Annotated in this window: 25 protein-coding genes and 1 tRNA gene; 18 read left to right on the plus strand and 8 right to left on the minus strand. The window is 38.2% G+C overall.

Features of this window, described 5'->3' with window-relative positions; all coding sequences use genetic code 11:
- The first annotated feature begins 16 nt into the window (after nucleotides 1–16).
- A complete protein-coding gene (locus tag ACN9MR_RS19475) occupies nucleotides 17–478 on the plus strand; it encodes a MarR family winged helix-turn-helix transcriptional regulator (RefSeq protein WP_426326210.1) in 462 nt (153 codons plus the stop codon).
- Nucleotides 479–531: 53 nt separating this feature from the next.
- Here the strand turns inward: ACN9MR_RS19475 and ACN9MR_RS19480 are convergent.
- Nucleotides 532–604 (minus strand) — tRNA-Lys (locus ACN9MR_RS19480).
- 142 nt (nucleotides 605–746) lie between these two features.
- Here ACN9MR_RS19480 and ACN9MR_RS19485 point away from each other — a divergent pair.
- The 6 genes from ACN9MR_RS19485 to ACN9MR_RS19510 all read left to right on the plus strand — a co-directional run bounded on the left by ACN9MR_RS19485 (nucleotide 747) and on the right by ACN9MR_RS19510 (nucleotide 6388).
- Nucleotides 747–1190: a DUF3805 domain-containing protein gene (locus ACN9MR_RS19485; RefSeq protein WP_426326212.1), complete on the plus strand. Its 444-nt coding sequence runs from the start codon at nucleotides 747–749 to the stop codon at nucleotides 1188–1190.
- Between the two features lie 64 nt (nucleotides 1191–1254).
- A complete protein-coding gene (locus tag ACN9MR_RS19490; RefSeq protein ID WP_426326214.1) occupies nucleotides 1255–2022 on the plus strand; it encodes a DUF2310 family Zn-ribbon-containing protein in 768 nt (255 codons plus the stop codon).
- Between the two features lie 514 nt (nucleotides 2023–2536).
- The gene (locus ACN9MR_RS19495) at nucleotides 2537–3085 is read left to right on the plus strand and encodes a DUF2199 domain-containing protein (RefSeq protein ID WP_426326216.1); all 549 of its coding nucleotides are present in this window, start codon (nucleotides 2537–2539) and stop codon (nucleotides 3083–3085) included.
- 70 nt (nucleotides 3086–3155) lie between these two features.
- Nucleotides 3156–4199 (plus strand): SMI1/KNR4 family protein, encoded by a 1044-nt coding sequence (locus ACN9MR_RS19500; RefSeq protein WP_426326217.1) that lies wholly within the window; start codon nucleotides 3156–3158, stop codon nucleotides 4197–4199.
- 322 nt (nucleotides 4200–4521) lie between these two features.
- Nucleotides 4522–5601 carry an FISUMP domain-containing protein gene (locus tag ACN9MR_RS19505; RefSeq protein ID WP_426326218.1) on the plus strand — a complete coding sequence of 360 codons (1080 nt, stop codon included), beginning with the start codon at nucleotides 4522–4524 and terminating at the stop codon, nucleotides 5599–5601.
- A 139-nt stretch (nucleotides 5602–5740) separates the two neighbouring features.
- A complete protein-coding gene (locus ACN9MR_RS19510; protein ID WP_426326219.1) occupies nucleotides 5741–6388 on the plus strand; it encodes a DUF4279 domain-containing protein in 648 nt (215 codons plus the stop codon).
- Nucleotides 6389–6785: 397 nt separating this feature from the next.
- Here ACN9MR_RS19510 and ACN9MR_RS19515 read toward each other — a convergent pair whose 3' ends face one another.
- Nucleotides 6786–7364, minus strand: a complete 579-nt coding sequence (locus tag ACN9MR_RS19515) for a dihydrofolate reductase family protein (RefSeq protein ID WP_426326220.1) — start codon at nucleotides 7362–7364, stop codon at nucleotides 6786–6788.
- 506 nt (nucleotides 7365–7870) lie between these two features.
- Here ACN9MR_RS19515 and ACN9MR_RS19520 point away from each other — a divergent pair.
- The 9 genes from ACN9MR_RS19520 to ACN9MR_RS19560 all read left to right on the plus strand — a co-directional run bounded on the left by ACN9MR_RS19520 (nucleotide 7871) and on the right by ACN9MR_RS19560 (nucleotide 13437).
- Complete coding sequence (locus tag ACN9MR_RS19520; RefSeq protein ID WP_426326221.1) at nucleotides 7871–8644, plus strand: hypothetical protein; 774 nt, start codon at nucleotides 7871–7873, stop codon at nucleotides 8642–8644.
- A gap of 46 nt (nucleotides 8645–8690) precedes the next feature.
- Nucleotides 8691–9263, plus strand: coding sequence for a hypothetical protein (locus ACN9MR_RS19525; protein WP_426326222.1), 573 nt, complete (start codon nucleotides 8691–8693; stop codon nucleotides 9261–9263).
- An 80-nt stretch (nucleotides 9264–9343) separates the two neighbouring features.
- The gene (locus tag ACN9MR_RS19530; RefSeq protein ID WP_426326223.1) at nucleotides 9344–10318 is read left to right on the plus strand and encodes a hypothetical protein; all 975 of its coding nucleotides are present in this window, start codon (nucleotides 9344–9346) and stop codon (nucleotides 10316–10318) included.
- 76 nt (nucleotides 10319–10394) lie between these two features.
- Nucleotides 10395–10781: a hypothetical protein gene (locus ACN9MR_RS19535; RefSeq protein ID WP_426326224.1), complete on the plus strand. Its 387-nt coding sequence runs from the start codon at nucleotides 10395–10397 to the stop codon at nucleotides 10779–10781.
- Between the two features lie 12 nt (nucleotides 10782–10793).
- Entirely contained in the window at nucleotides 10794–11435 is a 642-nt protein-coding gene (locus ACN9MR_RS19540; protein ID WP_426326225.1) for a hypothetical protein, read from the plus strand.
- Entirely contained in the window at nucleotides 11356–12099 is a 744-nt protein-coding gene (locus tag ACN9MR_RS19545) for a DUF2625 domain-containing protein (protein WP_426326226.1), read from the plus strand. Before ACN9MR_RS19540 ends, ACN9MR_RS19545 begins: the two co-directional genes overlap by 80 nt.
- A 22-nt stretch (nucleotides 12100–12121) precedes the next feature.
- Nucleotides 12122–12688 carry a hypothetical protein gene (locus ACN9MR_RS19550; RefSeq protein ID WP_426326227.1) on the plus strand — a complete coding sequence of 189 codons (567 nt, stop codon included), beginning with the start codon at nucleotides 12122–12124 and terminating at the stop codon, nucleotides 12686–12688.
- Nucleotides 12689–12699: 11 nt separating this feature from the next.
- Complete coding sequence (locus ACN9MR_RS19555) at nucleotides 12700–13095, plus strand: hypothetical protein (protein ID WP_426326228.1); 396 nt, start codon at nucleotides 12700–12702, stop codon at nucleotides 13093–13095.
- A 165-nt stretch (nucleotides 13096–13260) separates the two neighbouring features.
- Nucleotides 13261–13437 carry a DUF2625 family protein gene (locus ACN9MR_RS19560; RefSeq protein WP_426330236.1) on the plus strand — a complete coding sequence of 59 codons (177 nt, stop codon included), beginning with the start codon at nucleotides 13261–13263 and terminating at the stop codon, nucleotides 13435–13437.
- A gap of 176 nt (nucleotides 13438–13613) precedes the next feature.
- Here ACN9MR_RS19560 and ACN9MR_RS19565 read toward each other — a convergent pair whose 3' ends face one another.
- The 5 genes from ACN9MR_RS19565 to ACN9MR_RS19585 form a co-directional block, all read right to left on the minus strand.
- A complete protein-coding gene (locus tag ACN9MR_RS19565) occupies nucleotides 13614–13976 on the minus strand; it encodes a hypothetical protein (RefSeq protein ID WP_426326229.1) in 363 nt (120 codons plus the stop codon).
- Between the two features lie 229 nt (nucleotides 13977–14205).
- On the minus strand, nucleotides 14206–16653 hold the full coding sequence (locus ACN9MR_RS19570; RefSeq protein WP_426326230.1) for a TonB-dependent receptor domain-containing protein: 2448 nt from the start codon (nucleotides 16651–16653) through the stop codon (nucleotides 14206–14208).
- Between the two features lie 129 nt (nucleotides 16654–16782).
- Nucleotides 16783–19236, minus strand: coding sequence for a TonB-dependent receptor domain-containing protein (locus ACN9MR_RS19575; protein ID WP_426326231.1), 2454 nt, complete (start codon nucleotides 19234–19236; stop codon nucleotides 16783–16785).
- A 113-nt stretch (nucleotides 19237–19349) separates the two neighbouring features.
- On the minus strand, nucleotides 19350–21089 hold the full coding sequence (locus ACN9MR_RS19580; protein ID WP_426326232.1) for a PspC domain-containing protein: 1740 nt from the start codon (nucleotides 21087–21089) through the stop codon (nucleotides 19350–19352).
- Nucleotides 21090–21103: 14 nt separating this feature from the next.
- Entirely contained in the window at nucleotides 21104–21439 is a 336-nt protein-coding gene (locus ACN9MR_RS19585; RefSeq protein ID WP_029275299.1) for a PadR family transcriptional regulator, read from the minus strand.
- Nucleotides 21440–22054: 615 nt separating this feature from the next.
- Here ACN9MR_RS19585 and ACN9MR_RS19590 point away from each other — a divergent pair.
- Both ACN9MR_RS19590 and ACN9MR_RS19595 read left to right on the plus strand, forming a co-directional pair.
- Complete coding sequence (locus tag ACN9MR_RS19590) at nucleotides 22055–23506, plus strand: amino acid permease (RefSeq protein ID WP_426326233.1); 1452 nt, start codon at nucleotides 22055–22057, stop codon at nucleotides 23504–23506.
- A 204-nt stretch (nucleotides 23507–23710) separates the two neighbouring features.
- A complete protein-coding gene (locus ACN9MR_RS19595; protein WP_426326234.1) occupies nucleotides 23711–23875 on the plus strand; it encodes a hypothetical protein in 165 nt (54 codons plus the stop codon).
- A 15-nt stretch (nucleotides 23876–23890) separates the two neighbouring features.
- Here the strand turns inward: ACN9MR_RS19595 and ACN9MR_RS19600 are convergent, their stop codons facing one another.
- Nucleotides 23891–24787, minus strand: coding sequence for an NAD(P)/FAD-dependent oxidoreductase (locus ACN9MR_RS19600; RefSeq protein ID WP_426326235.1), 897 nt, complete (start codon nucleotides 24785–24787; stop codon nucleotides 23891–23893).
- Between the last annotated feature and the right edge of the window lie 13 nt (nucleotides 24788–24800).

The raw sequence follows: 24800 nt of genomic DNA on the forward strand, positions 1-24800 counted from the left end.
GCCAAATCAATTTATTATGGGAGATAAACTAAAAATTGTAGACGAAATCAGAAGTTTTAACCGGTACTACACAAAATTGCTGGGCCTTTTAAATAATCATTTGCTCAATAGCAAATATTCTCTTACTGAGGCACGGGTACTTTATGAAATACATGCTCACGAAAAAATTACCGCAACACAGATCGTATCTGAGCTTGGAATTGATAAAGGGCAGTTAAGCAAGGTTATGAGGCACCTTGAAAAGTACGGGCTAATCACCCGGAAGGCTTCTGAAACTGATGGAAGAGTGATATTCATTTCACTCTCACCCTCAGGCAAAAAAGTTTATAACGAACTCGATGCCGCATCTAATCAACAAATTAGTGATATGATTTCGGTTATACCAGAAGGCAATCAAAAGCAATTAACCGCATGCATGCAGGAGATCAAAAAGATACTGACCAACTCGTCTACAGAAGACGTTAGAAAGCAATCTTAATTTCAGTGTAAACAATGAGACAAACCCATCTCTTTTAGATTTGTCGCCACAAGTGACCCCTCAGGGGTTCGAACCCTGGACCCACAGATTAAGAGTCTGTTGCTCTACCAACTGAGCTAAGAAGTCTGGTAGATTAAATATAGGATTTGATGGGGACATTAGAAAGATTTAACCAAAGTTATTTATACCAATAAGATCATACTGAAGCTACAGTTATGTTGCGCCTTTTACTTAATTTGGCTTTTAACAAAATAGGATAAACAACACTATGAGTAATTATATTTCTAGGGGTGGTTGGTTTAGTTTCACATTAACTAATGGTTGGACAGCATACGATGATGCGGATGATTCTACGGATGCTTTCTGGAATGAGGCAGAGGAATCTTGGACCGGTAATTTTAGGATTACAGCCTTCCAATGGCCAAATGTAACTGATTCAAATGTGGATAAAGCTAGTGAATATATTACTACTGAGGTTTTGGAAAATACAGGTGCACAGAAAATTATCTTAGGTGAATACAACTGCGCGCATTACAAGAAAGAATTTCAACAAGAGGGAGATCACCAAATTATTTATTATTGGATAACAGGAAAGCAAAATGATATATTTATCTGCACATTCTCAATTGATAAGGGGCAGGAGGCAATGCCGATTAATACAAGGGAACTAACGTCTGTTCAAAATATGATCGCCAGTATCAAAATCATTTAGAACAATTGATTGACTTTATTTATTTACCAATTTGCCAACTTATTAGCATCAAGACAAAGACAGCATGTACATTCAAGAAATATCAATTGATATAAAGACAAAATTGGATAAAGATGAGCTCATTGATGAATTTGGTATACTAATGTCTTTTTATCGTGGAAATGGACAGACACAAGGAAGAATAGAATCACAGTATATTAAAAACGACAAAATAGTTTGTTTGCCTTTCACGCTTGAGAAAAATTCTCTTGACAAGAAATTCAATAACTTCTATGTAAATAGACAAACAAAAAAAATTGAAGATCTGTGTAACTCCAGGCTGAGCTATAAAACTATCGGCAAGTCGTATGACAGTTACAAATCTCCCTGCAAATGTAAAAAGCCTCACTTCTATATTCTGATTACAAATTATATCACCATTGAATCTCCATTAACTTGTGGGGCTTGTAACCAATCAGTACCACTTTATAGATTACCAATTTATTACGATCACGGCTATATGCCAATTTTACGCTGGGAAACGAATTATATTTCCTGCGATAGTTTACAAATGAATTGTGAAGTTGGAGAACGTTGGGCACTAAATCAGATGCAAGAAATTAAATCCCAACTATCCAGGCAAGGACTTGAAATTTGCAGAAAAATCGAAGAACTGACTTCAATCCCAACTTTTTATTATTTACATAATTACAAGAAATATAAAGGAGATCAGCTGACAAGGCCTTGTCCGGGTTGCAATAAGAAATGGAATTTAAAAACACAACTAAACAATCAGTATGATTTTAAATGTGACGAGTGTAAAATAATATCAACAATATCGCCAAACGTTTAAAATGCTTTTAATAAATTGATACGCGAATCTCATTAATGGCTTAACGAGTTGTGTACGGTAAATGCACAAGCCATCACCCCAAACCCCTGCACGCTAAGGCCTGCGCCAGTAAGGCTTATGCTTTTGATACATTAATCTCACTAAAAATCTTAACGGGTTAGATGCGGTATATACACAAGCCGTTCGTCACGCTGCCTTGTATACGAACACTTCCGAAGCTAAAGAGGTTAACAATTAGGATGTAATATCTACAGATTTACTTCGGGCTTTGTTCGGCTACAATTGTAACAACGCTGTCAGAAGTCCGAACCAACTCCGAACCAACCCCGTCTCAACCCTCAATCGGAGATAACGATTTTACCTTTATTTCGCTTCGCCTTTACCCCATCTAGCGCAAGTCTTAGCGCACTAGCCTAGGCAAAGCCGGACTTGTGCTTTCATAAAATCAATAAAATGCCGTACTTTTTATTTTATACTTAAATCTTTACCTTGTGGCTATTAACAAGTACCCATTTTGAAACTATTCTCGTTTTTCAACAAACCAAAAAACAAACATACCTATACCTGTTCTTGCTGTGGCCAGGTATATCATGAATTGCCTTTATGTTTTGGTTCAGACTACCCAGATTATTATTTCTCTGTTCCACCAAATGAAATCGCAGAACGAATCGAAATTAACGAAAGTTGGTGTGTGGTTGATAAACAACAATTCTTTCATCGCGGTCGTATAACAATCCCAGTACTTGATTATAGTGAAAATTTAATATTTAATGTGTGGTCATCAATAAGCCCTGACAACTTCAATAAAAGAATGGAATTATGGAATGTCCCAGATAGAATTACTCAAGAACCATACTTTGGATGGCTACAAACAATTGTTCCAACTTATGGGGATACGTTAAACATAAAAACAATCGCTGTAGAGCAACAAGTTGGTTTAATCCCCGAAATTAAACTGATTGAAGAAGGACATCGTTTGACATTTGATCAGGAAAATGGCATTACCTATAAGAAAGCTGTAGAAATTGTTGACCAAATAATGAGCGCGCAACACCATGCATAATAGACAAAATTGAATTTACGCTACAGCCTCGTAATCTCGTACATCCGAATCTAAGATTTGATAAAATCACATGATAAACCACACAACCAATAAATATCACATTAACATTTTCGATGATGAAGCATTTAAAGAGGATTCGGTTGATAATGTTAACCATTATGATTTTGTTTATTTTGAAGAATCTAAATATCGTTCCACATCAATTTATGGCATAAAAGTTTTTAAGAACGGCACATTAATCAAAAGTGCGGCTATAGGAGCTATTGGTGGAGGAACATCAATTCACGAAACCTCAACAATAATAGAAGATGACAGACTCTTAATCTGTTGTTCTGACACCATTTTTTGTTTATCAATTCCTGATCTGGCCTTATTATGGCGTACGCAAGCCGACGGAGCTACCTGCTTTGAAATTTATAAATATCAGGACACATATATTATTCATGGTGAGCTCGAAATTTCACGACTTGACAGGGACGGTAAAATACTTTGGCAACAAGGCGGTGCTGATATCTTTGTAACGACTGCTGATGAACAGTCTTTTGAACTTACTAAACATTTTATTATGGCCAAAGACTTTGAGAACAGAGTTTATAAATTTGATTACGATGGGAATAATTTGAGCACAAAACCTGGCATCGATACAAGCATGAATAAGTACAAACAACTTTTTGAAAGTAAGAAAGATGAAGTGAACGAACTGGGCATTACCTTTAACGCTCCCTGTAGCGGTGAAGACCTTACAGAGCTCGAGCTAAAGCTTAGTTATCCCCTTCCACCAGACCTTATTGAATTCTATACATTTTGCAACGGATTTAACACCGATGATTGGTTATTCAGGGTAATTCCAGTACATGAGGCGGTTGATTATAAAAGCGAATTAGCAAACAATATTTTCCATTTTGCTGAATATATGATCAACAGCGACCAATGGTTAATCCAACTCCAGGAAGGAGGTCAATATGAAGTTATAAACGACGATCATGGATCTCAGGAAATGACTGTACAGACCACTTCAATTCTAAAATTTCTGGATATATACCTTACTGAAGGTCTTTTTAGCAAATTAGACAACAACAGCTTTTGGGATAGGTTAAATAAAAACCGTGATTAACCCATTAAGTGGATATAAGGCGGCTGAAATCATCAAACAGATTGCTTTACGCCACCGCGCCATCCTGCCCTTACGTTCGCCATGACGAATGGATTCATTTTTATAAGCCCAGACTTCCAACTCCGAACACCTGTCTTCTGACTTAAGGATTACAGCCCTTGCGCTCCAAAAGGTTCTCTGATCCTCTATGCTTTGAGAAACCCAAACTTCAGGCCTCCGTCTCCTAACTTCTGCCAAAACTCATAAAATATACCCAATAAAAGGTATTGATGTTAAGTGACATGATTGGGAAATTGGCTTGCAATAAACAAACAATTAAGACATGAAAATAAACAAACTCCTCCCAATGGCATCAGTGCTTGTGCTATTGGTAACGGCACCTGGTGTGATGGCGCAGGTAAAAAAATCAGCAACCAAAACGGCTGCTCCTGTTAAAACCAAATACGGCGCTTTAGCTGTAGACCGATCTAATGGTTTTTATTATGGTTTTTCGTTCGATCAGCCAAACCTGGCAGAAGCGGAGAAGAGAGCGGTTGACGAATGCAACAAACGTGGCGGCTCTTGTAGCATTGTGTTAACCTATTCGGGTACCGGCTGTGCAGCCTACCGCACCATAAACGGCAATGTGGGTACTGCATTTGGCTGGGGCATAGCAAAAACCAAAGAAGAGGCCGATGCAATAGCTACCAAAGAATGTTTAAAAAGAAGCGGCGGTATACAACCTACCAACTTTGTTTGGAGCTGTAATGCTGCACAAGCGGCGCCACTAAAAGAAATATACAATGCCTCGCCGGAAATTACAGGTCCGGTAAAAATTGGCAACCAGGTGTGGACAAGCACCAATTTAAACGTGAGCACCTATAGAAACGGCGAGCAGATTTATTACGCAGCCAACCAAAAAGAATGGGAAAAAGTAAGCAGGGAAAAGATTCCAGCTTATTGTTACCTTAATTTCGATAGCAGCAATGAAAAGAAATACGGAAAGCTGTACAACTTTTATGCGGTTACCGATCGCCGTGGCTTAGCGCCTGCTGGCTGGCATGTGCCGAGCAGCAATGAATTTTTAACGCTTATTGCGGCTTTAGGCGGGGAAAAGGTAGCCGGTAAAAAAATGCGTGGTACTACCGGCTGGGACGTAAAAGATTCGTACAAATTTGCGCATGGCAATGGCGATAACTCATCGGGTCTCAATTTATTGACCAATGGCAGTGCAGGTGGTGATGAATATGGCGGCGGCCAGTCTTTCAAGTACGGGGTATGGCTAAGCTACTGGTGGTCGAGCACGACCAAATCAAGCGGCGACAGCTTTGCCTACTACCTTGACTTTAACAAATACAGCGAACCGCGTGTAACCGATTATAGTAAAACTACAGGCGCCGCGGTGAGATTAGTGAAAGATTAATTGCCTGTATCCTATAATGCTCCTCTTTAGGAGCCTAAAGGTTTGAAATGACTTAATCAACCGGAAATAATCAAGATTTCCGGTTGATTTGTTTAAGGGAATAACAAACAAACCTTATTTTTAGCATAAAAACCAATAAATGACAGACGAACAAGTCATCACGCTAATTGAAAAGGAATTTCAGGAAAAAACGTTTGGGGTAACAGAACAATATCTTGAAATCCATGCGCCAATCTACATCAATAATAAATTACAGATCACGCGGATCGACCGCGACCGTGACAAGTTCATTATAGCTTACTTACCGGTGATTGATGAACGGTTTTATTTTGCAGTGTATATTGATGGTGATTCAGGCAAAATGATCAATATCGGTACTGAACCTTATCATCGGGTTTATTTTTTTGCCACTTCCGAAAATCTCTCAGAAACGGAGCTTAAAGCCATGTGCAGCTTATCGGTTTACGAAAGCTGGAACAAGGGCGATTTAAAGAAAAACGGCAGGTCGGCGCATAAATTTAGCGCACTGAAAATAATGCCCAATAGCGAGCCCGATGAGTTTGAAGATAAGCTCGATAAATTATTAACCTATCTGGAAACGGACAAGAAAGGAATTAACGAACTCGTAGAAAAAGCCGATGGTTACATTCAGGTGGCCATGGATATCCATAATGGCAATGGAATGATTGGTGGTCCGAGTATGAAAAGGGAAAGCATTGCCAGAATGCACAACCTTGGGCTTTCCATCGATTTCGATCTCTATGTTGGCGGCAATAGTTTCAGGTAGAAAACGATTGGCCTTAATCTGGTTCTGTTAAGGTGTTGTGCTGAATTACCTACCTGGTTACTAGTCGAAACTTCAAGCCTCTGACTAATTCACAAAATAGATTGACCTCACAATCCCCAGCCTTCGGTTCGCAATGACGAGTCAATGCACATTTAGACCCGAACCTCCGACTTCTGACCAGCCGATCAAAAGATTGCCCGTCATTTCCCGTGTTTTCGAGGTACGGCCATCGTTAAATAACCCTGATGGCAGTGAAACGGACAGCAGGACCGAAGCCAACCTAAGGATTACAGCCCTTGCGCTCCAAAAAACCTTTCAACTCCAAACCGATCTTCTTCTGGTTTTCTCTTCAGAAATGCAGACTTCGGACCTTCGACCCCTTACCTCCAGCTCTAAACTAACCCTTACCCAGTTCTCCAACATACCGATAAGTGTTCACCTGCACTCCGGTAGGCGTAGTGTTTGTGCTTACAAAAGCCAGTACGCGGGCATCGGCAGTATCCGAGAAGAAACGTTTGCCTTTGCCCAGCAACACCGGATACACCATCAGTACAACCTCGTCAACCAGTCCCTGTTCCAATAGCACAGCAACCACCGTTGAACTTCCGTACACAATCAGGTCAGGGCCATCTGTTGATTTGAGCTCACGGATACGCGTTACGATGTCAGTACCTAAATCTTCAACCGGGCCCCACTCAAGGCTTTCTGGTCTGTGGGTAGCCACGTATTTTTTGCCATTATTCAAACTGTTCGCCATCGGGTTATCGCCTGCCTTTGGCCAGTACTGGGTCCAGCTATCGTAGGTTTTGCGGCCAAGCAGCAGGTCGATGTGAGTACCCTGAGCTTCCAGTACTGCGGCTAGGCCTTCCGCACTCCGGTAAGGTGTTGTCCACCCGCCATTTGTAAAATCTTCGCTGTTTTCGTGCTGCATGACGCCATCAAGCGAGATGTGTTCCATTATTTTGATCTTTCTCATGTTATTTTCTATTTATTTAATGATGATAAAGTTACAACGGAAGGTTAATGCGCATGAGGGGTAATCATGACAATATAAAGGCGTTTTTATGACTATTTGTATTGGACGTGAAATGGTTATTAGCGTGTCTATATTATATCATTCATTTCACCGCTTACATGATCATTACTAGGGTGTCCTAACAGATATGGCCTTATATTTTTTATATAGTTAATGGTTTAACTGAAAAGGCCAACTGGAAATGGTAAAGGATTTGGAAATGAAGGGTCCTGTGCTTTTCGGCCAACGCAGCCCCGCCATACCCTACAATCTTTTTGTTACTGTTATCCTGAATCTATTGAAAAGGCAACAAAAAGGATTTCGCTGCTGTCGGGTTTATGAAGGAGGGCTTGTAGCTTTTGGGAGAGGTTGAATAGCGATTGTTATAATTTGCATGTTCTTATATATTATATGATTGCCTAAAAAATCTACTAAATTCCTATCTTGTGACATCTAAATCAACCATTATGCTCACTTTTAAACCGAACCCTTATAAACACCACACATCTTACCTCATCTTATTTATGGTGTTTTTTAGCGGTTGCATGCAAGCACAAACAAGCATTTCCGATCAAAAACTAACAGGTGATATAAAAAAAGATCTTATCAGTCTGTTGCCAATAGGAACAGTTCAGGCAGATATCATAGATGGCGTGCAGCAAAACCCAAGACAAATGGAGTTGACAAAAAAGCTTCAATCCTCAATAACACAAAATTATGAATGGTTTGTAGATTATATGAAAGCCGTACCCCCTGGTGAAAAAATGCCTTATCATGTTAAATTGGGTTTAACAAAAGAAGAATATACGGAACTCCTGGGTTTTATGGACAATATAGAAATGGTTTCAACAGGTACCGAAAACATCGCTGTTCAAATCAAAAATGATATAATTTCTTTTAAATCTCAGAACAAGCTTTCAAAACTAGACTCGTTGACTATTGACCTTAAAAATAATATGGTATCATTTGGGCAGATCAAAATTCCTTTTGCCGATAAGCTAAATATAACAAGCGATAAAAATGCGCTAAAAAGCAAGTGGATGGGTTATAGCTGGATTTTAGAAGAACCAAGAGACTTAGATATTAATGCGATGAAAGATCTCAGCAATTTAAAGATGAGGCAATACAAACTCACAATCGGCAGGCTTAAAAAAAATGGAAAAACTTACATGAGCCTAAAGGGACGGGAAATTGAAAATGGCGTAAAAACTGTTGATTTCGAATTACCGGTTCAATTCTAAAATTAAACAAGCTGTATTTAGTGTAGATTATAACAATTAAACAGAATTGAAATCATTTCTAAAGCTCCTCATCATTTTTAATCTTACTGCAGTGTTATCCTACAGTCAATCTAAACCGGTACAGGTAATTTTCGAAAATACCAAGGTAGAAACTGCAACAGGATTAACAGCGACTCCGGTTTATGTACTTAAAAAGCAGGCAAAAAATGGCGATTTTAATTATTCGAAATTGGATGCTATTGATGGGCATATTAAAGACACCATCAACGTCAAAAATCTGATGCCTGTTTTCGAACCTATTAGCGGAGCATTTAATTATTATCAGTTTCTGGCAACCTTTAAGGGCAAAGCCTACAATGGAGGTGAAGCAGCAACAATCAAAGATTTTCACGACATCCTGATTATCAAAACAGACCAGAACAACAAAATTATAGATGCCTATCAATATACATTAGAGTGGGCAGAGCCACCGCTTCAATACGATCTGTTTAAATCTTCGGCCAAAAACCTTGTCTTAACCGATACCCTGAACATTAAGCAACTAAAATTTAAGCGGACATACAGCTGGAGCGAAAAGAATACGATGCTAAAGGAGAATGGGATAATTAAGCTGAAATAACTTTGGTTAATTCAAATCAATTTGAGAGATAAGGAGTTTGGTATATTTACACATTACCCAGCACATGAACAAAGGTCATAATGAAACGACAAACTATACCAACTAATTATTTAAAAACTATCTGTTGGCTTAACAGTACAATTATAGACTGGGCTTCTGCGGGCAAGCAGTATACGCTTGATGGAAAAACAGATCAATTGGGCGAAAATAGTTTTGATTTTGGCGATAGTGCCATTACATCTGCCGACGGACAATATGCATTTATTTTTCAAAAACTTGGTACAAAGGGACGCTTACTTAAAAACGGAGCGCTTTTAAGAGAAATAAATCGTTCTTCTTATTACGCAGATGTTTATGAATACCCTGCGGCTTTCGTAACCTTTAACGGTAAAACGTTTTTAATTCATTGTCCATCCGAATATTGCAGGCTTGATTTTGAAGAGGTTGAAACCGGACAAATCATTACCAATAATGAGGGGCGAAATCCTGGTGATTTTTTTCATTCCCGGCTCGAAATAAGCCCCAATGGCAGATATTTGATGAGTAAAGGCTGGCTCTGGCATCCCTGGGATGCAATTAAGGTATTCGACATTCAAGAATGTATTCGTAATCCCAAGCTGCTTGATGAGTCTGAAATTTATCCAAACGTTGCCGTAGAAATCGCTAGTGCAAGTTTTATTGATGATCACAAAATACTATTGGGTTCTTCTGATGAGGAAGCAATTAATGATGAACTAATAGAAAATCTACCGCCAAAACACATTGCCATTTGGGATATCACCTTAAACCAAATTTCTAAACCAGTTAGAATGAATATTGAATTTGGAAATCTTTTTGCCATTAATGATCAGTATGCCTGGGATATATATGGTTTTCCGAAAATTATAAATCTGGTAACAGGCGAAATAGTAGATCAAGAAGAGAGTTTGCCAAGCGGATTACAAAATTCATCAATCATTCATCACCTTAAAGAGCTTCCGCAAGTGGCTTTTAACCAGCAGACAAAACAATTGGCAATAACGAACGGAGATTGTATTGAAATTATTGGGCAATAAAAATTGGAATACACGAAATGATAAATAAAAATCATGAACTTAATACAGACCTTAACATTTTTCACTAATATTCACTATGAGTTGGGACATTGTAATATTTAGCTCCAAGCAAAAAATAAATGCTGTTGAAGAAGTAGACGAAGAGTTACTTGTAGCAATAGATTTTAACATAATTCTAGAAAAGCATTTTACCAACATTACTGCTAGCGAAAATCATAGGGAAATAAAAGGTGAAGGATACGCTATAGATTATTTTGTTGATACCGAACATGTAAGCAATAAAGTATTTAGTCTTTATGGTGAAGCCGCACTTTTTGAGTTAATAAGAATTGCTAAAATCTACAACTGGCAAATATTTGATATGGGAAATGAACAAATGCTAGACCTTGAACATCCTGAAAAAAATGGGTACAGCAATTTCCAAAGTTATTTGCAGCATGTTTTGAAAAATACCGATAGTTAAATAGCCAAAATCATGGAGATAACAATCGATAGCCTGTCCATTCAAGAATTGGAGCTATACAACTATACAGATTCTTTAAAAGGAACTATAGATCAAATGGAAGAGCAAGTGCATGGTATCTACGATCAGTATAGAAACATTCACAACAACTATTTTGATCTATTTTTCAATACAGAAAACGAGGAAACAAAACTTGAAATCCTGAAACGCCTCTTGTTTTTGAATTGGTACGGTATAATTGAACCAAGTTATTACACTGGTGTTCAAGATCTAGACAATTCAATCATTTTGGAATCGTATACAATTTTAAACGAATATCTCCTAAGCAATAAAATCGATGAAGAATTTAAATGGATGTTATCCTATTATTCGAGTTGGGATTTCGCTATACTTCCTTTTTCGAAAAATAACCTTAGTGCACTAACAAAATTTGTTAAAGAAGTTGATACTACCGTTTTAGCTTATCCAAAAAAACAGTTACCCAGAGGAACCATGGATAACAGAGGACAAATGGGTATTTATTGGATAGCTGTTTGGTTGAAAGAAATGACTAAAAGAGGTTTAAATATAAATTATGATCAAACACTTACTAATTGCCATAGTTGCCCTAACTACTTTAGCCGCTACAGCACAGACCAAAATGCGACCAGTTAACGAACTCATTAATACCACCAATCCAGGCTGGCCTATTGTAAAAGATTGGATTGAATCTGCAAAAAACAAAGTCGAAATTTTAACAGCTGATAGTTCAAAAGCAAAAGATGCCTTGTTTAAAACACAGGTAACCACACGTTCGCCAATGGGATCGGTAATTTATATGACTGGTGGAATTTTGGTTGATGATGGCTGGATCAGAATTCTTGGTTCGGGCAATCCAAAACTAAACCGTACACTACCTGATTGGAACAAAGGAAAATCAATAGAGAAATTTGGGGAAGCATCGCCCTTCTTACTAGTTGCAGATGATGCAATTGGCGGTTTTTACCTTTTAAATGGTGGTGGTCTCGGTAAAGACCTGGGAAAAATATACTATTTTTCTCCAGATAATTTAACTTACGAGCCACTTGATCTTACCTATTCGGATTTCTTACAGTTTTGTTTCAACAACGATTTAAACAAATTTTACAAAGGCAAAAGGTGGACAAACTGGAGAGATGAGGTTTCAAAACTAGATGGAGATAAAGTCTTTAGTTTTCATCCAACCCTTTGGTCAAAAGAAGGCAAAAACATAAACAAAAACACAAAGAAGGTGATATCAATTGAAGAACAGTACAATTCAAATATAGATACACGTAAACAGCTAGGGCTTGATAAATAAACCACTCCGTGAAGAACCTAAAATGAAAAACGAAAAAAGAGATCATCCTTTATTAATATTTATTTTTGGCCCTCTTTTTTTGTCCTCATATTTCCTTTTCGATTGGTTATGGGAAAAACTTTGGTTTTTCGCCATACCCGTATTGGGTTTTTTCATTATCGCTTTTCTATCTTATTTCATTTTGTCTGTTACCAGCAAGAATAAGTTGGGTGTATGGGTCGGTATAGCTGTCATAACAATAATCGTTATTTCTGGGATTGCCAGTTCCGATTTTTTTAAAAGCGAAAAAATACTTGAAGCAAAACTAATGGACGACCAATCTGCAATTTATTTAACTTTAAGAGCAGACCATAAATTCGAAATGGTCTCTTCGAATATAGCCAGTGGTGAAACATTTAAAGGCAATTATAAGATAGCTGGCAACAGGATCATTTTTCTTGATAAACATTTCAGCAACAAGATGATACCTGATACACTCACTATTGTTGGAAACAAGGTTATTCTTTATTTTAATGAAAACGGTATTCCTGACACACAATTTGCAAGGTATTTTGATATTAATCTAAATAAAATAAAACAATCACCATAAACATCGAAACAATGGCAGAAATTGAATCAATTTTAAACCCTACATTTTTGTTAAATCTGGTTTCAATTGAAACAATTCAATATTATGCTACAATCGATACATCCATTAAAGAGGAAGGGATGGAGAGTAAGGTTGAATTAAAAGTAATGTTATTAAAACCAACAGAAAAAGAACATGAAGTAAACGAGCATTTTTACGAATTAATTTTAACGCATGTAACTAACTATCAGATCGATTTCATGAACGAAGATAATAGGACATTCGAATTTGACCCTGATGAGGTACAATTAGAAAGAGACGACAAATCAGATGTATATATTTTAAGCTTCATTAACTCATCAGTAAGTATATACATAAAGTTTAGCGGACTGGGAATGAAACTATTGAATTTTAATGAACCGAAATAGTATGATGAGCAACTTGCAAATAAAAAATTTTATAGAAGCACACAATATATCGATACTTTCATCAAATCTTTCGGATCGTTATTGGATCAAATACTTGTGCAGATTTAGATATTAGCGATAAGAATATTTCAATAGAAACCGAAAAACTTGATTTTGAACTGCTTGATGGGGAAGGTTTCAAAACTAGATGCGGATAAAGTCTTTAGTTTTCATCCAACCCTTTGGTCAAAAGAAGGCAGTAATATCAACAAGAGTTCTCGAAAAGCGGTGCCGGTTGAAGAACAGTACAACTTAAATATAGGTACATGTAAACAGCTAGGACTTAATAAAGAAAACTTTTGATTCTGCGCCCATCACCTTAAATCTGCGGGAAACAATTACGAAAAGGGTCGCCCGCAAATTACACAGATATACGCAGATATTCCCTTATCAATTGTCAGTCAGAACACATAGTCGAAGGCCGCATGACTTTGCGCCCTCTGCGCCTTCTCTCTGTGATCTTTGCGGTTAAAACACGATTATTCCATTAACTTTTGCTTAATGCCTTCGGTAAGTTTTTTCACTTTCATATAACCTGCCAATGAGCTGTTCCGTTTATCAAAGTCGATCACTAACCAGCCTTTTTTGGCTTTAAGGTTAAACTTATCGCTGCCATTTAGGTTCACAAACAGATCGATATTCTGATCTAATGGAAGTTCATTGTTCAAGGCACTATCCAGGTATTTTTCCAGTTTACCCGTTTTATCTTCGGCGTATTTTGCTTCAAATTTAAAGTCGGTATTGTTATCCATTGTGCTTACCGACAAACTACCCCCACTATTATGGCATCCATAACCTAAAGTGGTAACTAAAATCGCGATACTGTATATGATATTTTTCATGTTTTTATTGGTTAATTGATTAACTGTTTTTTCATCCCCCTGCCCCCTTCAAAGGGGGACTGGATTCGCGCCGGGCTTTCCGACTCCAAACCCAAATTTCATCTCCTGCCCCCTTCAAAGGGAGATGGACTGTTTTTTCACCCAGACTGTCGACCTCCAACCCCGGACCTCCGACTCCAAATTCGAAACTCCAAACTTAGACTCCGGACTCACGACTGAAGACTCCAGCCTACCCCCCTGCTCTTCCCTTAATATCATCGGTAGCGGTATTCCTGGACCGCGCCGATTTTACATTCTGGTTTCCGAAGCTATAACTGATGCTGAAGTTTGCCCTTCGGCTGGTGTAATGGTTCACTACGTTCATGTTAATGTTCTGATAAACCAGTTTTCCTTCCCAATGGTTGGTAAGTAAAATATCATCCATGTTTAAACGTAATTTAAGTTTTTTATCCATTAAAGTTTTCTGGATTCCGGCGTTTAAAGCACCCTGATAAATGGTGGTTTGCTCTACGCCCGAAACCCGCGGGGAGTTCAGCCATGCACTAATTTCGATACTAAAATTTTGAGACAGGGTAAAGGAATTGGAAGTAAAAATATTTACCGCAGCCTTACCCGCACTATATGCAGCACCTTCAATATTCCCGTCATTAAATTTGCTATAATAAACACTAACATTATTTTGAATATTCCACCATTTGGCAACTTTGACGGGAATATATAAATCTGCGGAGTAATTCTGGAAGCGGCCTAAATTCTGACGGATTACACTAATTACACGTGTGGCATCGTCCTGTTTACTGATCTGCGTAATCATATCCCGTGTATTCGAATAACTCAGGGATAAAGAAGCCTGTTTATAACTGTAGCTGATCTGATAATTATCGGTAAACTGAGGTTTCAGATAAGGATTTCCCTGATCGACCGCCAAGGGGTCCATATAGAACACAAAAGGATTCAATTGCTGGTAATTCGGACGGTCTACCCTTCTGCCGTAAGAGTAACGGATGTTGTGGTTTTCACTGATTTTCTGATTAACAAAAACCGTTGGAAAAACCGATAGGTAGTTCCGGACTACTTCTTTCCGGTCGGTTACAGAAGTACCATTAGAATGCGTGTGCTCTGCCCTTAAGCCCAGCTGAATCTGCCATACTTTCCATTCTTTAGAGAAACTGCCATAAATGGCATTGATATTTTCTTTGTACACAAAATTGTTCGATTTACCCAGATCATTTTGCCATACACCCGATACCAGCTGCTCAGAAATAAAATCATTATTGGTTACTACATAACTGCTTTTTAAACCTGTTTCCAATTTCATGGTTTTCGAAATCGGTAAGGTAAAATCCGTTCTGGCGGCATACACATTAATCTCTGCATCTGTATTATTCCGTAAAGTAGTTTGGTTGGTCGGGCTACCGCTGCTGTTTAAATAATTGGCCAGAAAATTTTCATCTTTTTTATTGCTGAAACCCGAGTAATCCATATCGAAAGTGATACTTTTCCCCTTTTTATCAAAATCATGTTTGATATTGAAGTTGGCTGTTAAATTACCCACAGGAGAGCTCGAGTTGGCATCCTGTAAAATATAACTAAGATTAGAAGCCCCATTTTGCACCGCATTGATATTGGTATTACTAAAATTCGTCAGTTTGGTATTTACCGTATTGGCATCTAACATCACCCCGAAAACTGTTTTCTCAGAAGCATAATAATCTGCACCTAATTTTCCCTGAAAACCGACACCTTTATTTTTACGGTCGAAATTTTGCGTTAGCGAACTGGCCAATCCCTCCGACAAAGTGCTACGGGTTAAAAACGTATTGTTAAACTGAGCCTTACGTGCCACGGCACCATTTCCAAAAATGTTCCATTTGCCCTGTCTGTGATTTAAGTTTAGGTTTACCCCCGCACGGAATAAATCGCTGGGCGAATCGGGCATAATGCCCTGCCCCGTATTAATGGAAACTGTACCATTGGTGCCATAAGCTTTATTGCGTTTAAGTTTAATGTTGATAATCCCGGCATTTCCGGCAGCATCATATTTAGCAGATGGATTGGTGATCAGTTCGATCGTAGCAATCTGATCGCTGCTCATATTGCTCAACAAAGTGGTAATATCCGCACCAGAAAGGAAGTTCGATTTTCCATCGATCATTACCGTTACACCGTTTTTATTGTTTAGTTTAATCTGATCATTCTGGCGGTCGATCTGCACACCCGGGGCTTTTTCTAAAACCTCTAAAGCGGTGCTACCGGTTGCAGTGATGCTATTCTCTACATTCAATACCGTTTTATCAATCTGGTGTTCAATAAATGGTTTTCTGCCCTGAACGCTTACTTCTTTTAATTGTTTGCTTAAACTTTCTATCGTAATGGCAGGTAATTTCATGTCTTCGTTAAGCGAAAAGTGACTGGTCTTTTTACTTTTAAAACCAACTATAGAGATCGACAATACATATTCACCGCTTTTCAACTGATCGATTGCAAACGCTCCTTCGATATTGGTCGATACGCTTTTAACCACGGTCGTATCAGGATAATGCAGCACCCTAACAATCGCAAACGACACCGGAACAGTCTTTTCATCAACAATTTTCCCTGTAAGTTTATTTAATTTTTGGGCAAAAGAAGCCCCACATGCTATTAAGCATGCAACTAGCGTAAATAATGTTTTCATGGTTTCTTCTTTTTAGGCGTTTTATTTTTAATGCTGAGACAAATCTGTTATTGCGAGGCACAGTCTTTCCGGAACTTTGGTCGCCAAGCTTAGCCCCTGGACTCTAGACTGATGTTTTAGACTAAAAAACTATCCCCCAGCTCTTCCCTTAATATCATCTGCTGCGGTTTTCCGGTCCTGGTTTGATTTTAGATTTTGGTTACCAAAACTATAACTGATATTGAAAGATACTCTTCTGCTTATGTAATTATTCTGCACCCTTAAATTCACATTTTGATAATCGAGTGTTCCTTTCCAGTAGTTGGTCTGAAAAATATCATCAACATTTAACTTAAGTTTTAAAGCTTTGTTCAGGAAACTTTTCTGTACACCTATATTTAAAGCATACTGATAAATAGTAGTCCGTTCTAAGCCTCTAACCCTTGGTGAGTTTAACCAGAAATTGGTTTCTAGTGCCCAGTTATCGCCCAAAATAATCGAATTTACGGTATTAAAATTGTAGAATACTTTACTTAAAGCAAAGGGTGCGCCTTCTAAATTATCGTCATTAAATTTATTATAAGAAACCCTAAAATTGTTTTGCAGATTCCACCATTTGGCAATGTTTACCGGAACCGATAAGCCGGCAGAGTAGTATTCTCCACTGCCAATATTCCCTTGCCCTACAGTAACTATTCTGGTGCTATCGTTTTGTGCGGTTTTACTATCTAAAATTAAATCTTTTGTTTTAGCATAACTCAATGAAAAAAATAATCCGCTTTTATAATTGTAACTCACTTCAAAATTATTGGTAAACTGGGGTTTTAAATATGGGTTTCCCTGTGCTATGGTATAAGGATCCATATAAAAATTAAACGGATTTAACTGCTGGTAATTTGGCCGGTCTATCCGCCTGCCATAGGTGTAACGTAGATTACTACTTTCAGAAATTTTCTGGTTAATAAAAACCGTTGGAAATAATGATAAATAATGTTGCTTTACCGATGTATTATTGGTTACCGATGTTCCGGTAGATTGGGTGTACTCTGCCCGTAAACCAGCCTGAACTTGCCACCTACCCCAATCTTTCGATAAATTTGCATAAGCTGCGTTTACGTTTTCTTTGTAAATAAAGTTATTGCTTTGTCCTACAATATTCTGCCATTCATTATTGATCAATGCTGATGACAGAAAATCGTTATTGGTTTTAACATAAGCCGTTTTCAGACCGGTTTCTATCTTTGTAGTTTTTGATATCGGCCAGGTAAAATCCGTTTTTGCGGCATAAATATCGATAACTGTTTTACTATTATTTTTAATCACTGTATTATTATAAACAGCACCTTTATCATCGTAAAAATTGGTGTTAAAATTTTCCAGTCCCGAATAATCAAAGCCAGAATAATCGGCATCAAAGTTTAAACTTGCGCCCTCCTTTTTAAAATCATGTCTGATGTTAAAATTTACACTATAATTTTTGTTTGGGGTATTCGCATCAGAATATTGGATTAACGAATTATTGCCGGTAACCCCATCCTTAATTTCGTTTATAAACGTTTGAGAGAAATTATCCAATTTACGTGTACTTGTACTGCCATCGAGCATAATACCAAGGGTTGTTTTTTCACCTGCGTAATAATCTGCACCTAGTTTTGCGGCCAACCGCGATCCTGTATATATTTTCTGAAAATTCTGGTTAAAGTTGCTCTGTAAACCATTGGCATTGGTACTCCGCTCTAAAAATAGATTCGAAAAATTATTATTTTTTGAAGCATTTGCATTGGTGAAAAAATTCCACTTTTCTACACGGTGATTTAAGTTGAAGTTAAGTTCCGATCCGTAAATATTGGTGGGTAAGTTAGCCCTTATTGCATTGCGATAGGTTGACGAAACATTTCCGTTGGTACCAAATGCCTTATTCTTTTTTAGTTTGATGTTGATGATGCCCGCGTTACCGGCAGCATCATACTTAGCCGATGGGTTAGTAATAATTTCGATGGTAGCAATCTGGCTACTGCTTAAACCATTTAAATAAACCGTTAAATCGGCACTCGATAAAAAGTTGTTTTTCCCATCAATCATCACCATTACACCCGATTTATTGTTCAATAAAATCTGGTCATTTTGCCTGTCTAACTGTACGCCTGGTGCTTTCTCTAAAATTTCGAGTGCCGTACCGCCTGTTGCAATAATGCTGTTCTCTACATTCAGTACCATTTTATCGATCTGATGTTCAATAAAAGGTTTCTTGCCCTGAACACTCACTTCTTTTAATTGTTTGCTTAAACTTTCGATCGTGATGACAGGTAATTTCATGTCTTCGTTAAGCGAAAAACGGTCAGTCTTTTTACTTTTAAAACCCACTATAGAGATAGACAACATATATTCACCGCTTTTCAACTGATCGATTGCGAACTCACCTTCGATATTGGTCGATACGCTTTTAACCACGATCGTATCAGGATAATGCAGCACCCTAACAATCGCAAACGACACCGGAACAGTCTTTTCATCAACAATTTTCCCTGTCAGTTTATTTAATTTTTGGGCAAAAGAAGCCCCACATGCCATAAAGCATGCAACTAGCGTAAATAATGTTTTCATGGTCTTTTTCTTGTAGGTATGATCGTCATCTCGACTGAAGTGAAACGGAATGGAGAGATCTGCTCGAATAGACTTCTCGGCTGCGCTGCACTCCGCTCGAAATGACGGAACTATTATTCAGGCGCTATACCCAACTCTTCTTTAACTTCCTTAATCCGGTTTGATATGGAATCCTGGTAAAGGGTATCATTAGGTTTATCTTGGTGCAAACGGTCTAAATCACGTAGCTCCTGCTCTAACTTTTCCTTTTTTAACGCCTCTTCTTTTAATTTCGCAACACATTTCAAACCATCATCCGTCATAATCCATATGCTAGAATCGTTATGATCATTTTCGCTGTCGTTACATTCCCAGGTCCAGTAATTATTAACATAGCGGTAAGCATCCTGCTTTAAAATTAATTTTGTACCCACCGGAATTTCAAGGTTTAACCTTACTTCCTGGTTTCTCCAAATGGTCCCCTTTCTCAATTGAAACCGCGGACTAAAAATCAGTTCAGAATCTTTCACTATATAATTGTAGCTAATGTTCTGCGCATTTTGCAAGGCACTTTGAAAAGTTTTACCCTGCGATTCGTATTTTTGTGTTAAACGGGTGACACCGGTTTCACTTTTGTTAATATCAATGCGGATATGGTTCGGTGAAACAAAAGGTCCGTCTTCAAAATCATCAACTACAATCTGGTGGCGATTATTCGCATCAATGTGGTAAGCCACGCTATCTTCTTTACTGAAATATTTACTTTTATCGATATTGATGGTATATACCGGATAAGCTTTCAGGTCGGTTGGTTGTGTTAACTCTGCATGTTGCTTAAATTCTGATGATATTTTAGCTGCCTGATAACCTGTTATGGCTACACCTGCCAGCCAGATAATTAACAGGGCAAAAGAAAGTGTTTTGTTAATGGCCTGTTTGTTAAAAGCTACCCTGATCGAGAATAACACCAGGGCTAAAATAGGTACAAAGCAAACAATAAATACACCAAATAAAATTGCTCCCCTATTGCCTTCATTAATAATAGAGAAGGGAAAATATTCGTAAATACTGGCATCCCAAAATCCCTGAAAAGCGGCCGTACCAATAATTAAAGTAATTAAAAAGAGTACGCCAAAAACAACGATAAAACCCGCAATGATCTTAAAAATCACCTTTCCGGTGCCCGAAATAAAGCGGCCCAGCCATTCGAAAAATTCTCCGATAAAATTCCCCAAACGGGCAAATATCGGTTGGGCATGTTTGTTTACTTCGCCTAAACGTTCTTTAACCGCTTGTAATTCTTCATCAAGGTTCTTTTGGAAACCCTGAAGGTTTGCAGGCTCACCTTTCATCTCCATGCGTTCGATCCGGGATTTTGCTTTCGGCATAATAATCCAGAGTATGGCATATACCAGTATTCCGAATCCACCGGCAAAACTGATCAGCAATGTTGCAAGCCTGATCCATTTGGGATCTGCATTTACATAATGTGCAATACCCGCACAAACACCTGCTACTACGCGGTCGTCCATATCGCGGTACAGTTTTTTCTCCGTGTACTGGTATTGATAGTTGTTATTGATTACCGGCGCTTCTTCGCCTTCCTCTACCGTATCAAAATCCTGCACCTTGCCCATTTGCGCAATCACCGAATTTACATTCGCCGAATCTACTACTTGTTTTTTCTGCTCTTCCAATTGCTCGGTTAACAGCTCGGCAATCCGGTTTTCGATATCCGTTACAATTTCAAGGTCATCTGCATGGTTGGCAAAATATTGTTTTACTTCGTTCAGGTAGGCCTTTAAGAGTTCGTAAGCACTTTCTTCAATATGAATAATCGTGTTCCCTATGTTTATGATGATGGTCTTTTCCATTTCCTTTTTAATATTTATGAATTGGCTCCTTTTTGTGAAATACCTACAGCATAAGCCAGCTCCTGCCAGGTTTGATCTAGTTGTGATAAAATACCCCGGCCATCTTCGGTTAAGGTATAATATTTACGCGGTGGGCCTGAGGTAGATTCTACCCAGTTGTAGCTTAACAAACCGTTGTTTTTAAGCCTAGTTAATAATGGATATAATGTACCCTCAACCACCAATAGCTTTGCCGTCCTTAATTCGGCAATAATATCCGAAGCATATATTTCGCCCCGTGAGATGATTGATAAAACACAGTACTCCAGAATTCCCTTCCGCATTTGTGTTTGCGTATTTTCTGCTATCATAATACAAAGATATATGTTTTATATACTACCATGCAATACATAGTACTAAAATAAATCAAAGTAAATTCATAAATATCTGATTATCAGATTAATAATTTTAAATAAAATTTTGTGTTTTGGAATTAATTCTGTAAAAGATGAAAATTTTCAATACTTTTTAGAAAAGCAAGGTCCTGTAATGCTTCGGTTTATGCAGTCCTGCTATCACCTATAGTCCCGATTGGGCCTGTGCTAAACTTACGAAGTTTGCGCTGCCCGTGCCTGTTAAACTTCGTAAGTTGGCCTGCCTTGAAATCGGGAGCTATTTGGTTCTATCAGGTTTAGCTGGAGCGGCGTAGTGCTACTATTTATGGTTTTGGGATAATGCCAGAACAGTCTATTGTAAATAAACCTGACAGAGCGGGTAGCCCACAGTGAAGCAAAGCGTAACGAGGACTACAAGCGATGGCGGGACTACAGTACCTATGAAAAACAGCACGTACATTTTCAAAAAAGGCTTTGTGGCCTCTAAAGTTAAACGGTACATATCTAATTTTGAGGTTTACAGAAATTAAGCATACAAATACGATAGATTTAATATATTTTGATAATTTTGCAGCGTTTTAACTTATTTTCATGAAAAAATCTATTGCCAGCATTGTTGCTGAAGCAAACGAAAGCGGCGAAGGAACACTCAAAAGAACCTTAGGTCCCATTAACCTTATTTTAATTGGCGTAGGCTTAACGCTTGGTGCAGGTTTATTTTCGATTACAGGTTTGGCCGCAGCCAATCATTCTGGCCCGGCAGTTACCCTATCTTTTGTTATCGCGGCATTGGGCTGTGGTTTTGCAGCTTTATGTTATGCTGAGTTTGCATCCATGATTCCAGTAGCAGGCAGTGCCTATACCTATTCTTACGCTACCATGGGCGAACTCTTCGCCTGGATTATAGGCTGGGATCTGGTATTGGAATATTCTGTTGGTTGTGCTACCGTTGCCATTAGCTGGTCGCAGTATTTAACCAAGTTTTTGGCCAGCTTGCATATTTATCTCCCCCCTCAGTTAACATTATCTCCTTTCGAAACAGCTAAACTTGCCGATGGCTCTACTGTTAATGGCATTATTAATATCCCTGCAGCATTGGTGGTGGTATTAATGACAGCCATATTGATCCGTGGTACCAAAGGATCAGCCATTGTAAATGGAATTATTGTATTTCTTAAAGTTGGTGTGGTATTGGTTTTTATTGCCCTGGGCTGGCAATATATCGATCCCGCCAATTACCATCCGTACATCCCCGAAAATACCGGAACATTTGGCCAGTTTGGCTGGAGTGGTGTTTTACGTGGAGCGGGCTTAGTCTTTTTTGTATTTATCGGTTTCGATGCTGTTGCCGCTTCGGCACAGGAAACAAAGAATCCAGCGAGAGATTTACCAATCGGCATCATCGGATCACTAGTGGTTTGTACGGTTCTTTTTGGCTTGTTCGGGCATGTGATGACTGGCCTGGCCAATTATAAAGAATTTGCCAACAGTGGTGCCCCGGTAGCCATTGCCATTGAAAAAACACCTTATGCATGGCTAAGTCAGGCTATTATTCTGGCTATTTTGATAGGCTATACTTCGGTAATCTTAATTGATTTAATGGCGCAATCGCGAATGTTCTACTCCATTAGTAAGGATGGCTTATTGCCAAAGATGTTTTCTGATGTACATACTAAATTTAAAACGCCATACAAATCGAACATTATACTTTGTGTATTTATTGGACTTTTTGCGGCATTTGTCCCCATGAATGTGGTCGGCGAAATGACAAGCATTGGCACCTTGTTGGCCTTTTTGATGGTTTGTGTTGGCATCTTGATCTTAAGAAAGACAAATCCCGAAGCTAAACGCCCATTTAAAGTCCCTTTTGTACCCTTAATCCCTATTTTAGGCATTTTAACCTGTATTGCCATGATGGTATTCCTACCTTGGGAAACCTGGCTGAGGTTAGCAGTGTGGTTAATTATTGGCTTAGCCATTTACTTCTGGTACGGTAAAAAGAATAGTAAATTGAAAGCACAGCAAAACAAGGAAGAACAATAGCTAAGCGCATTACTATGCATAATACGCTTAAGCTGTTTGATTTTCTATACAGCTTAAGCGGCTATTTATCACCCAATTGTATTAAAAAAAGAATAAATATCAGTCGAATAACAAAAAAGCAGAAGTTATTAACAATTGAACATTTTTTTAGGCTTTTGGCTTGGGATTTGTCTTAAGAAAATTAACCCTATTAAATTCATTCCTATGCTTATTAAATTAGACACATCAGCTTTCAGGCTTTTCAGGCACAAAGCAGAAAGCGAAAAAAAAACTATTACACCACTTACAAGAGCGCAATGGATTACTGCCGATAGAATCGTAATAGCAGCAATATTTATTGCAACAATTGTTGGCGCAATCTTATTTTAAATTTCCGATGGTTGATCAAAAATCTTCAGAAATCATTTCCTTATTCATCACCACTGCAGCCATTGTTCCTGCAGCTGTAATGATAGATAGCGCCCTGAACAAGGTTGCACAATCTCCTGCGGCATAAACGCTTTTGGCAGTGCTTTGCTGCTGTTCATCAACCTTTATTGTTTTTAAATCTGTTAATTCATAACCAAGTTGCTCATTGAAATTGCAATGTTGTTCAACATCCGATTTAACGTATATCGCCTTTAAGGCTATTTTTTTACCATTTTTAAAAAGAACATCTTCGAGATAACCATTATTGTGCAGTAGTTCAACAATTTCATCTTCTATAATGTTGATTGATTTGGATTTGAGTCTTTCTATCTGCCCGGCGCTTAGCTGCGATTTACCATTGGTTAAAATCGTTAGATCTTTATTCCAGTGATTCAGGGTTTTGGCCATCTCAAATGCATGCTCGCCATTCATTAAAAGTCCTATTTTTTCATTCTTCACCTCGTAACCATGGCAATAAGGACAATGTATAGCAGAAATAGCCCAGCACTCAGCCAAACCTTTAATATCAGGCAGCACATCTTTTAAACCTGTGGCCAATAATATTTTCCGTGCAGTAAAATTTTCGCCGTTTTCTACGCCAACATTAAAACCTCCATCTATTCGTTTGGCCGAAACAGCATTCCCTTCCAAAAACCTGACTGTTGGATATTTCAGCACTTCTGCCTTGGCAGCTTTAGCAATAGCTGCAGGCTTATCGCCATCGTGCGTTAAAAAATTATGCGAATGTGGGGTTTGCCTGTTGCATGGCTTACCAGCGTCGATTACCAAAACATTTCTGGTCGCCCTACCCAAAGTTAATGCGGCAGATAAACCAGCATAACTTCCTCCTATTATAATTACATCAAAATCCATATCTAAATCTTTT

It is taken from the genome of Pedobacter sp. R-06 (genome assembly GCF_049913135.1).
GTDB lineage: Bacteria > Bacteroidota > Bacteroidia > Sphingobacteriales > Sphingobacteriaceae > Pedobacter.

Excerpts from the sequence above, each read along its gene's own strand:
- ACN9MR_RS19510 (WP_426326219.1), top strand. The coding sequence starts at position 5,741 with ATGACAGACGAACAAGTCATCACGCTAATTGAAAAGGAATTTCAGGAA.
- ACN9MR_RS19545 (WP_426326226.1), top strand. The coding sequence starts at position 11,356 with ATGATCAAACACTTACTAATTGCCATAGTTGCCCTAACTACTTTAGCC.
- ACN9MR_RS19535 (WP_426326224.1), top strand. The coding sequence starts at position 10,395 with ATGAGTTGGGACATTGTAATATTTAGCTCCAAGCAAAAAATAAATGCT.
- ACN9MR_RS19600 (WP_426326235.1), bottom strand. The coding sequence starts at position 24,787 with ATGGATTTTGATGTAATTATAATAGGAGGAAGTTATGCTGGTTTATCT.
- ACN9MR_RS19560 (WP_426330236.1), top strand. The coding sequence starts at position 13,261 with ATGGGGAAGGTTTCAAAACTAGATGCGGATAAAGTCTTTAGTTTTCAT.
- ACN9MR_RS19530 (WP_426326223.1), top strand. The coding sequence starts at position 9,344 with ATGAAACGACAAACTATACCAACTAATTATTTAAAAACTATCTGTTGG.
- ACN9MR_RS19485 (WP_426326212.1), top strand. The coding sequence starts at position 747 with ATGAGTAATTATATTTCTAGGGGTGGTTGGTTTAGTTTCACATTAACT.
- ACN9MR_RS19490 (WP_426326214.1), top strand. The coding sequence starts at position 1,255 with ATGTACATTCAAGAAATATCAATTGATATAAAGACAAAATTGGATAAA.
- ACN9MR_RS19580 (WP_426326232.1), bottom strand. The coding sequence starts at position 21,089 with ATGGAAAAGACCATCATCATAAACATAGGGAACACGATTATTCATATT.
- ACN9MR_RS19540 (WP_426326225.1), top strand. The coding sequence starts at position 10,794 with ATGGAGATAACAATCGATAGCCTGTCCATTCAAGAATTGGAGCTATAC.
- ACN9MR_RS19500 (WP_426326217.1), top strand. The coding sequence starts at position 3,156 with ATGATAAACCACACAACCAATAAATATCACATTAACATTTTCGATGAT.
- ACN9MR_RS19520 (WP_426326221.1), top strand. The coding sequence starts at position 7,871 with ATGCTCACTTTTAAACCGAACCCTTATAAACACCACACATCTTACCTC.
- ACN9MR_RS19550 (WP_426326227.1), top strand. The coding sequence starts at position 12,122 with ATGAAAAACGAAAAAAGAGATCATCCTTTATTAATATTTATTTTTGGC.
- ACN9MR_RS19590 (WP_426326233.1), top strand. The coding sequence starts at position 22,055 with ATGAAAAAATCTATTGCCAGCATTGTTGCTGAAGCAAACGAAAGCGGC.
- ACN9MR_RS19585 (WP_029275299.1), bottom strand. The coding sequence starts at position 21,439 with ATGATAGCAGAAAATACGCAAACACAAATGCGGAAGGGAATTCTGGAG.
- ACN9MR_RS19565 (WP_426326229.1), bottom strand. The coding sequence starts at position 13,976 with ATGAAAAATATCATATACAGTATCGCGATTTTAGTTACCACTTTAGGT.
- ACN9MR_RS19570 (WP_426326230.1), bottom strand. The coding sequence starts at position 16,653 with ATGAAAACATTATTTACGCTAGTTGCATGCTTAATAGCATGTGGGGCT.
- ACN9MR_RS19555 (WP_426326228.1), top strand. The coding sequence starts at position 12,700 with ATGGCAGAAATTGAATCAATTTTAAACCCTACATTTTTGTTAAATCTG.
- ACN9MR_RS19515 (WP_426326220.1), bottom strand. The coding sequence starts at position 7,364 with ATGAGAAAGATCAAAATAATGGAACACATCTCGCTTGATGGCGTCATG.
- ACN9MR_RS19475 (WP_426326210.1), top strand. The coding sequence starts at position 17 with ATGGGAGATAAACTAAAAATTGTAGACGAAATCAGAAGTTTTAACCGG.
- ACN9MR_RS19575 (WP_426326231.1), bottom strand. The coding sequence starts at position 19,236 with ATGAAAACATTATTTACGCTAGTTGCATGCTTTATGGCATGTGGGGCT.
- ACN9MR_RS19595 (WP_426326234.1), top strand. The coding sequence starts at position 23,711 with ATGCTTATTAAATTAGACACATCAGCTTTCAGGCTTTTCAGGCACAAA.
- ACN9MR_RS19505 (WP_426326218.1), top strand. The coding sequence starts at position 4,522 with ATGAAAATAAACAAACTCCTCCCAATGGCATCAGTGCTTGTGCTATTG.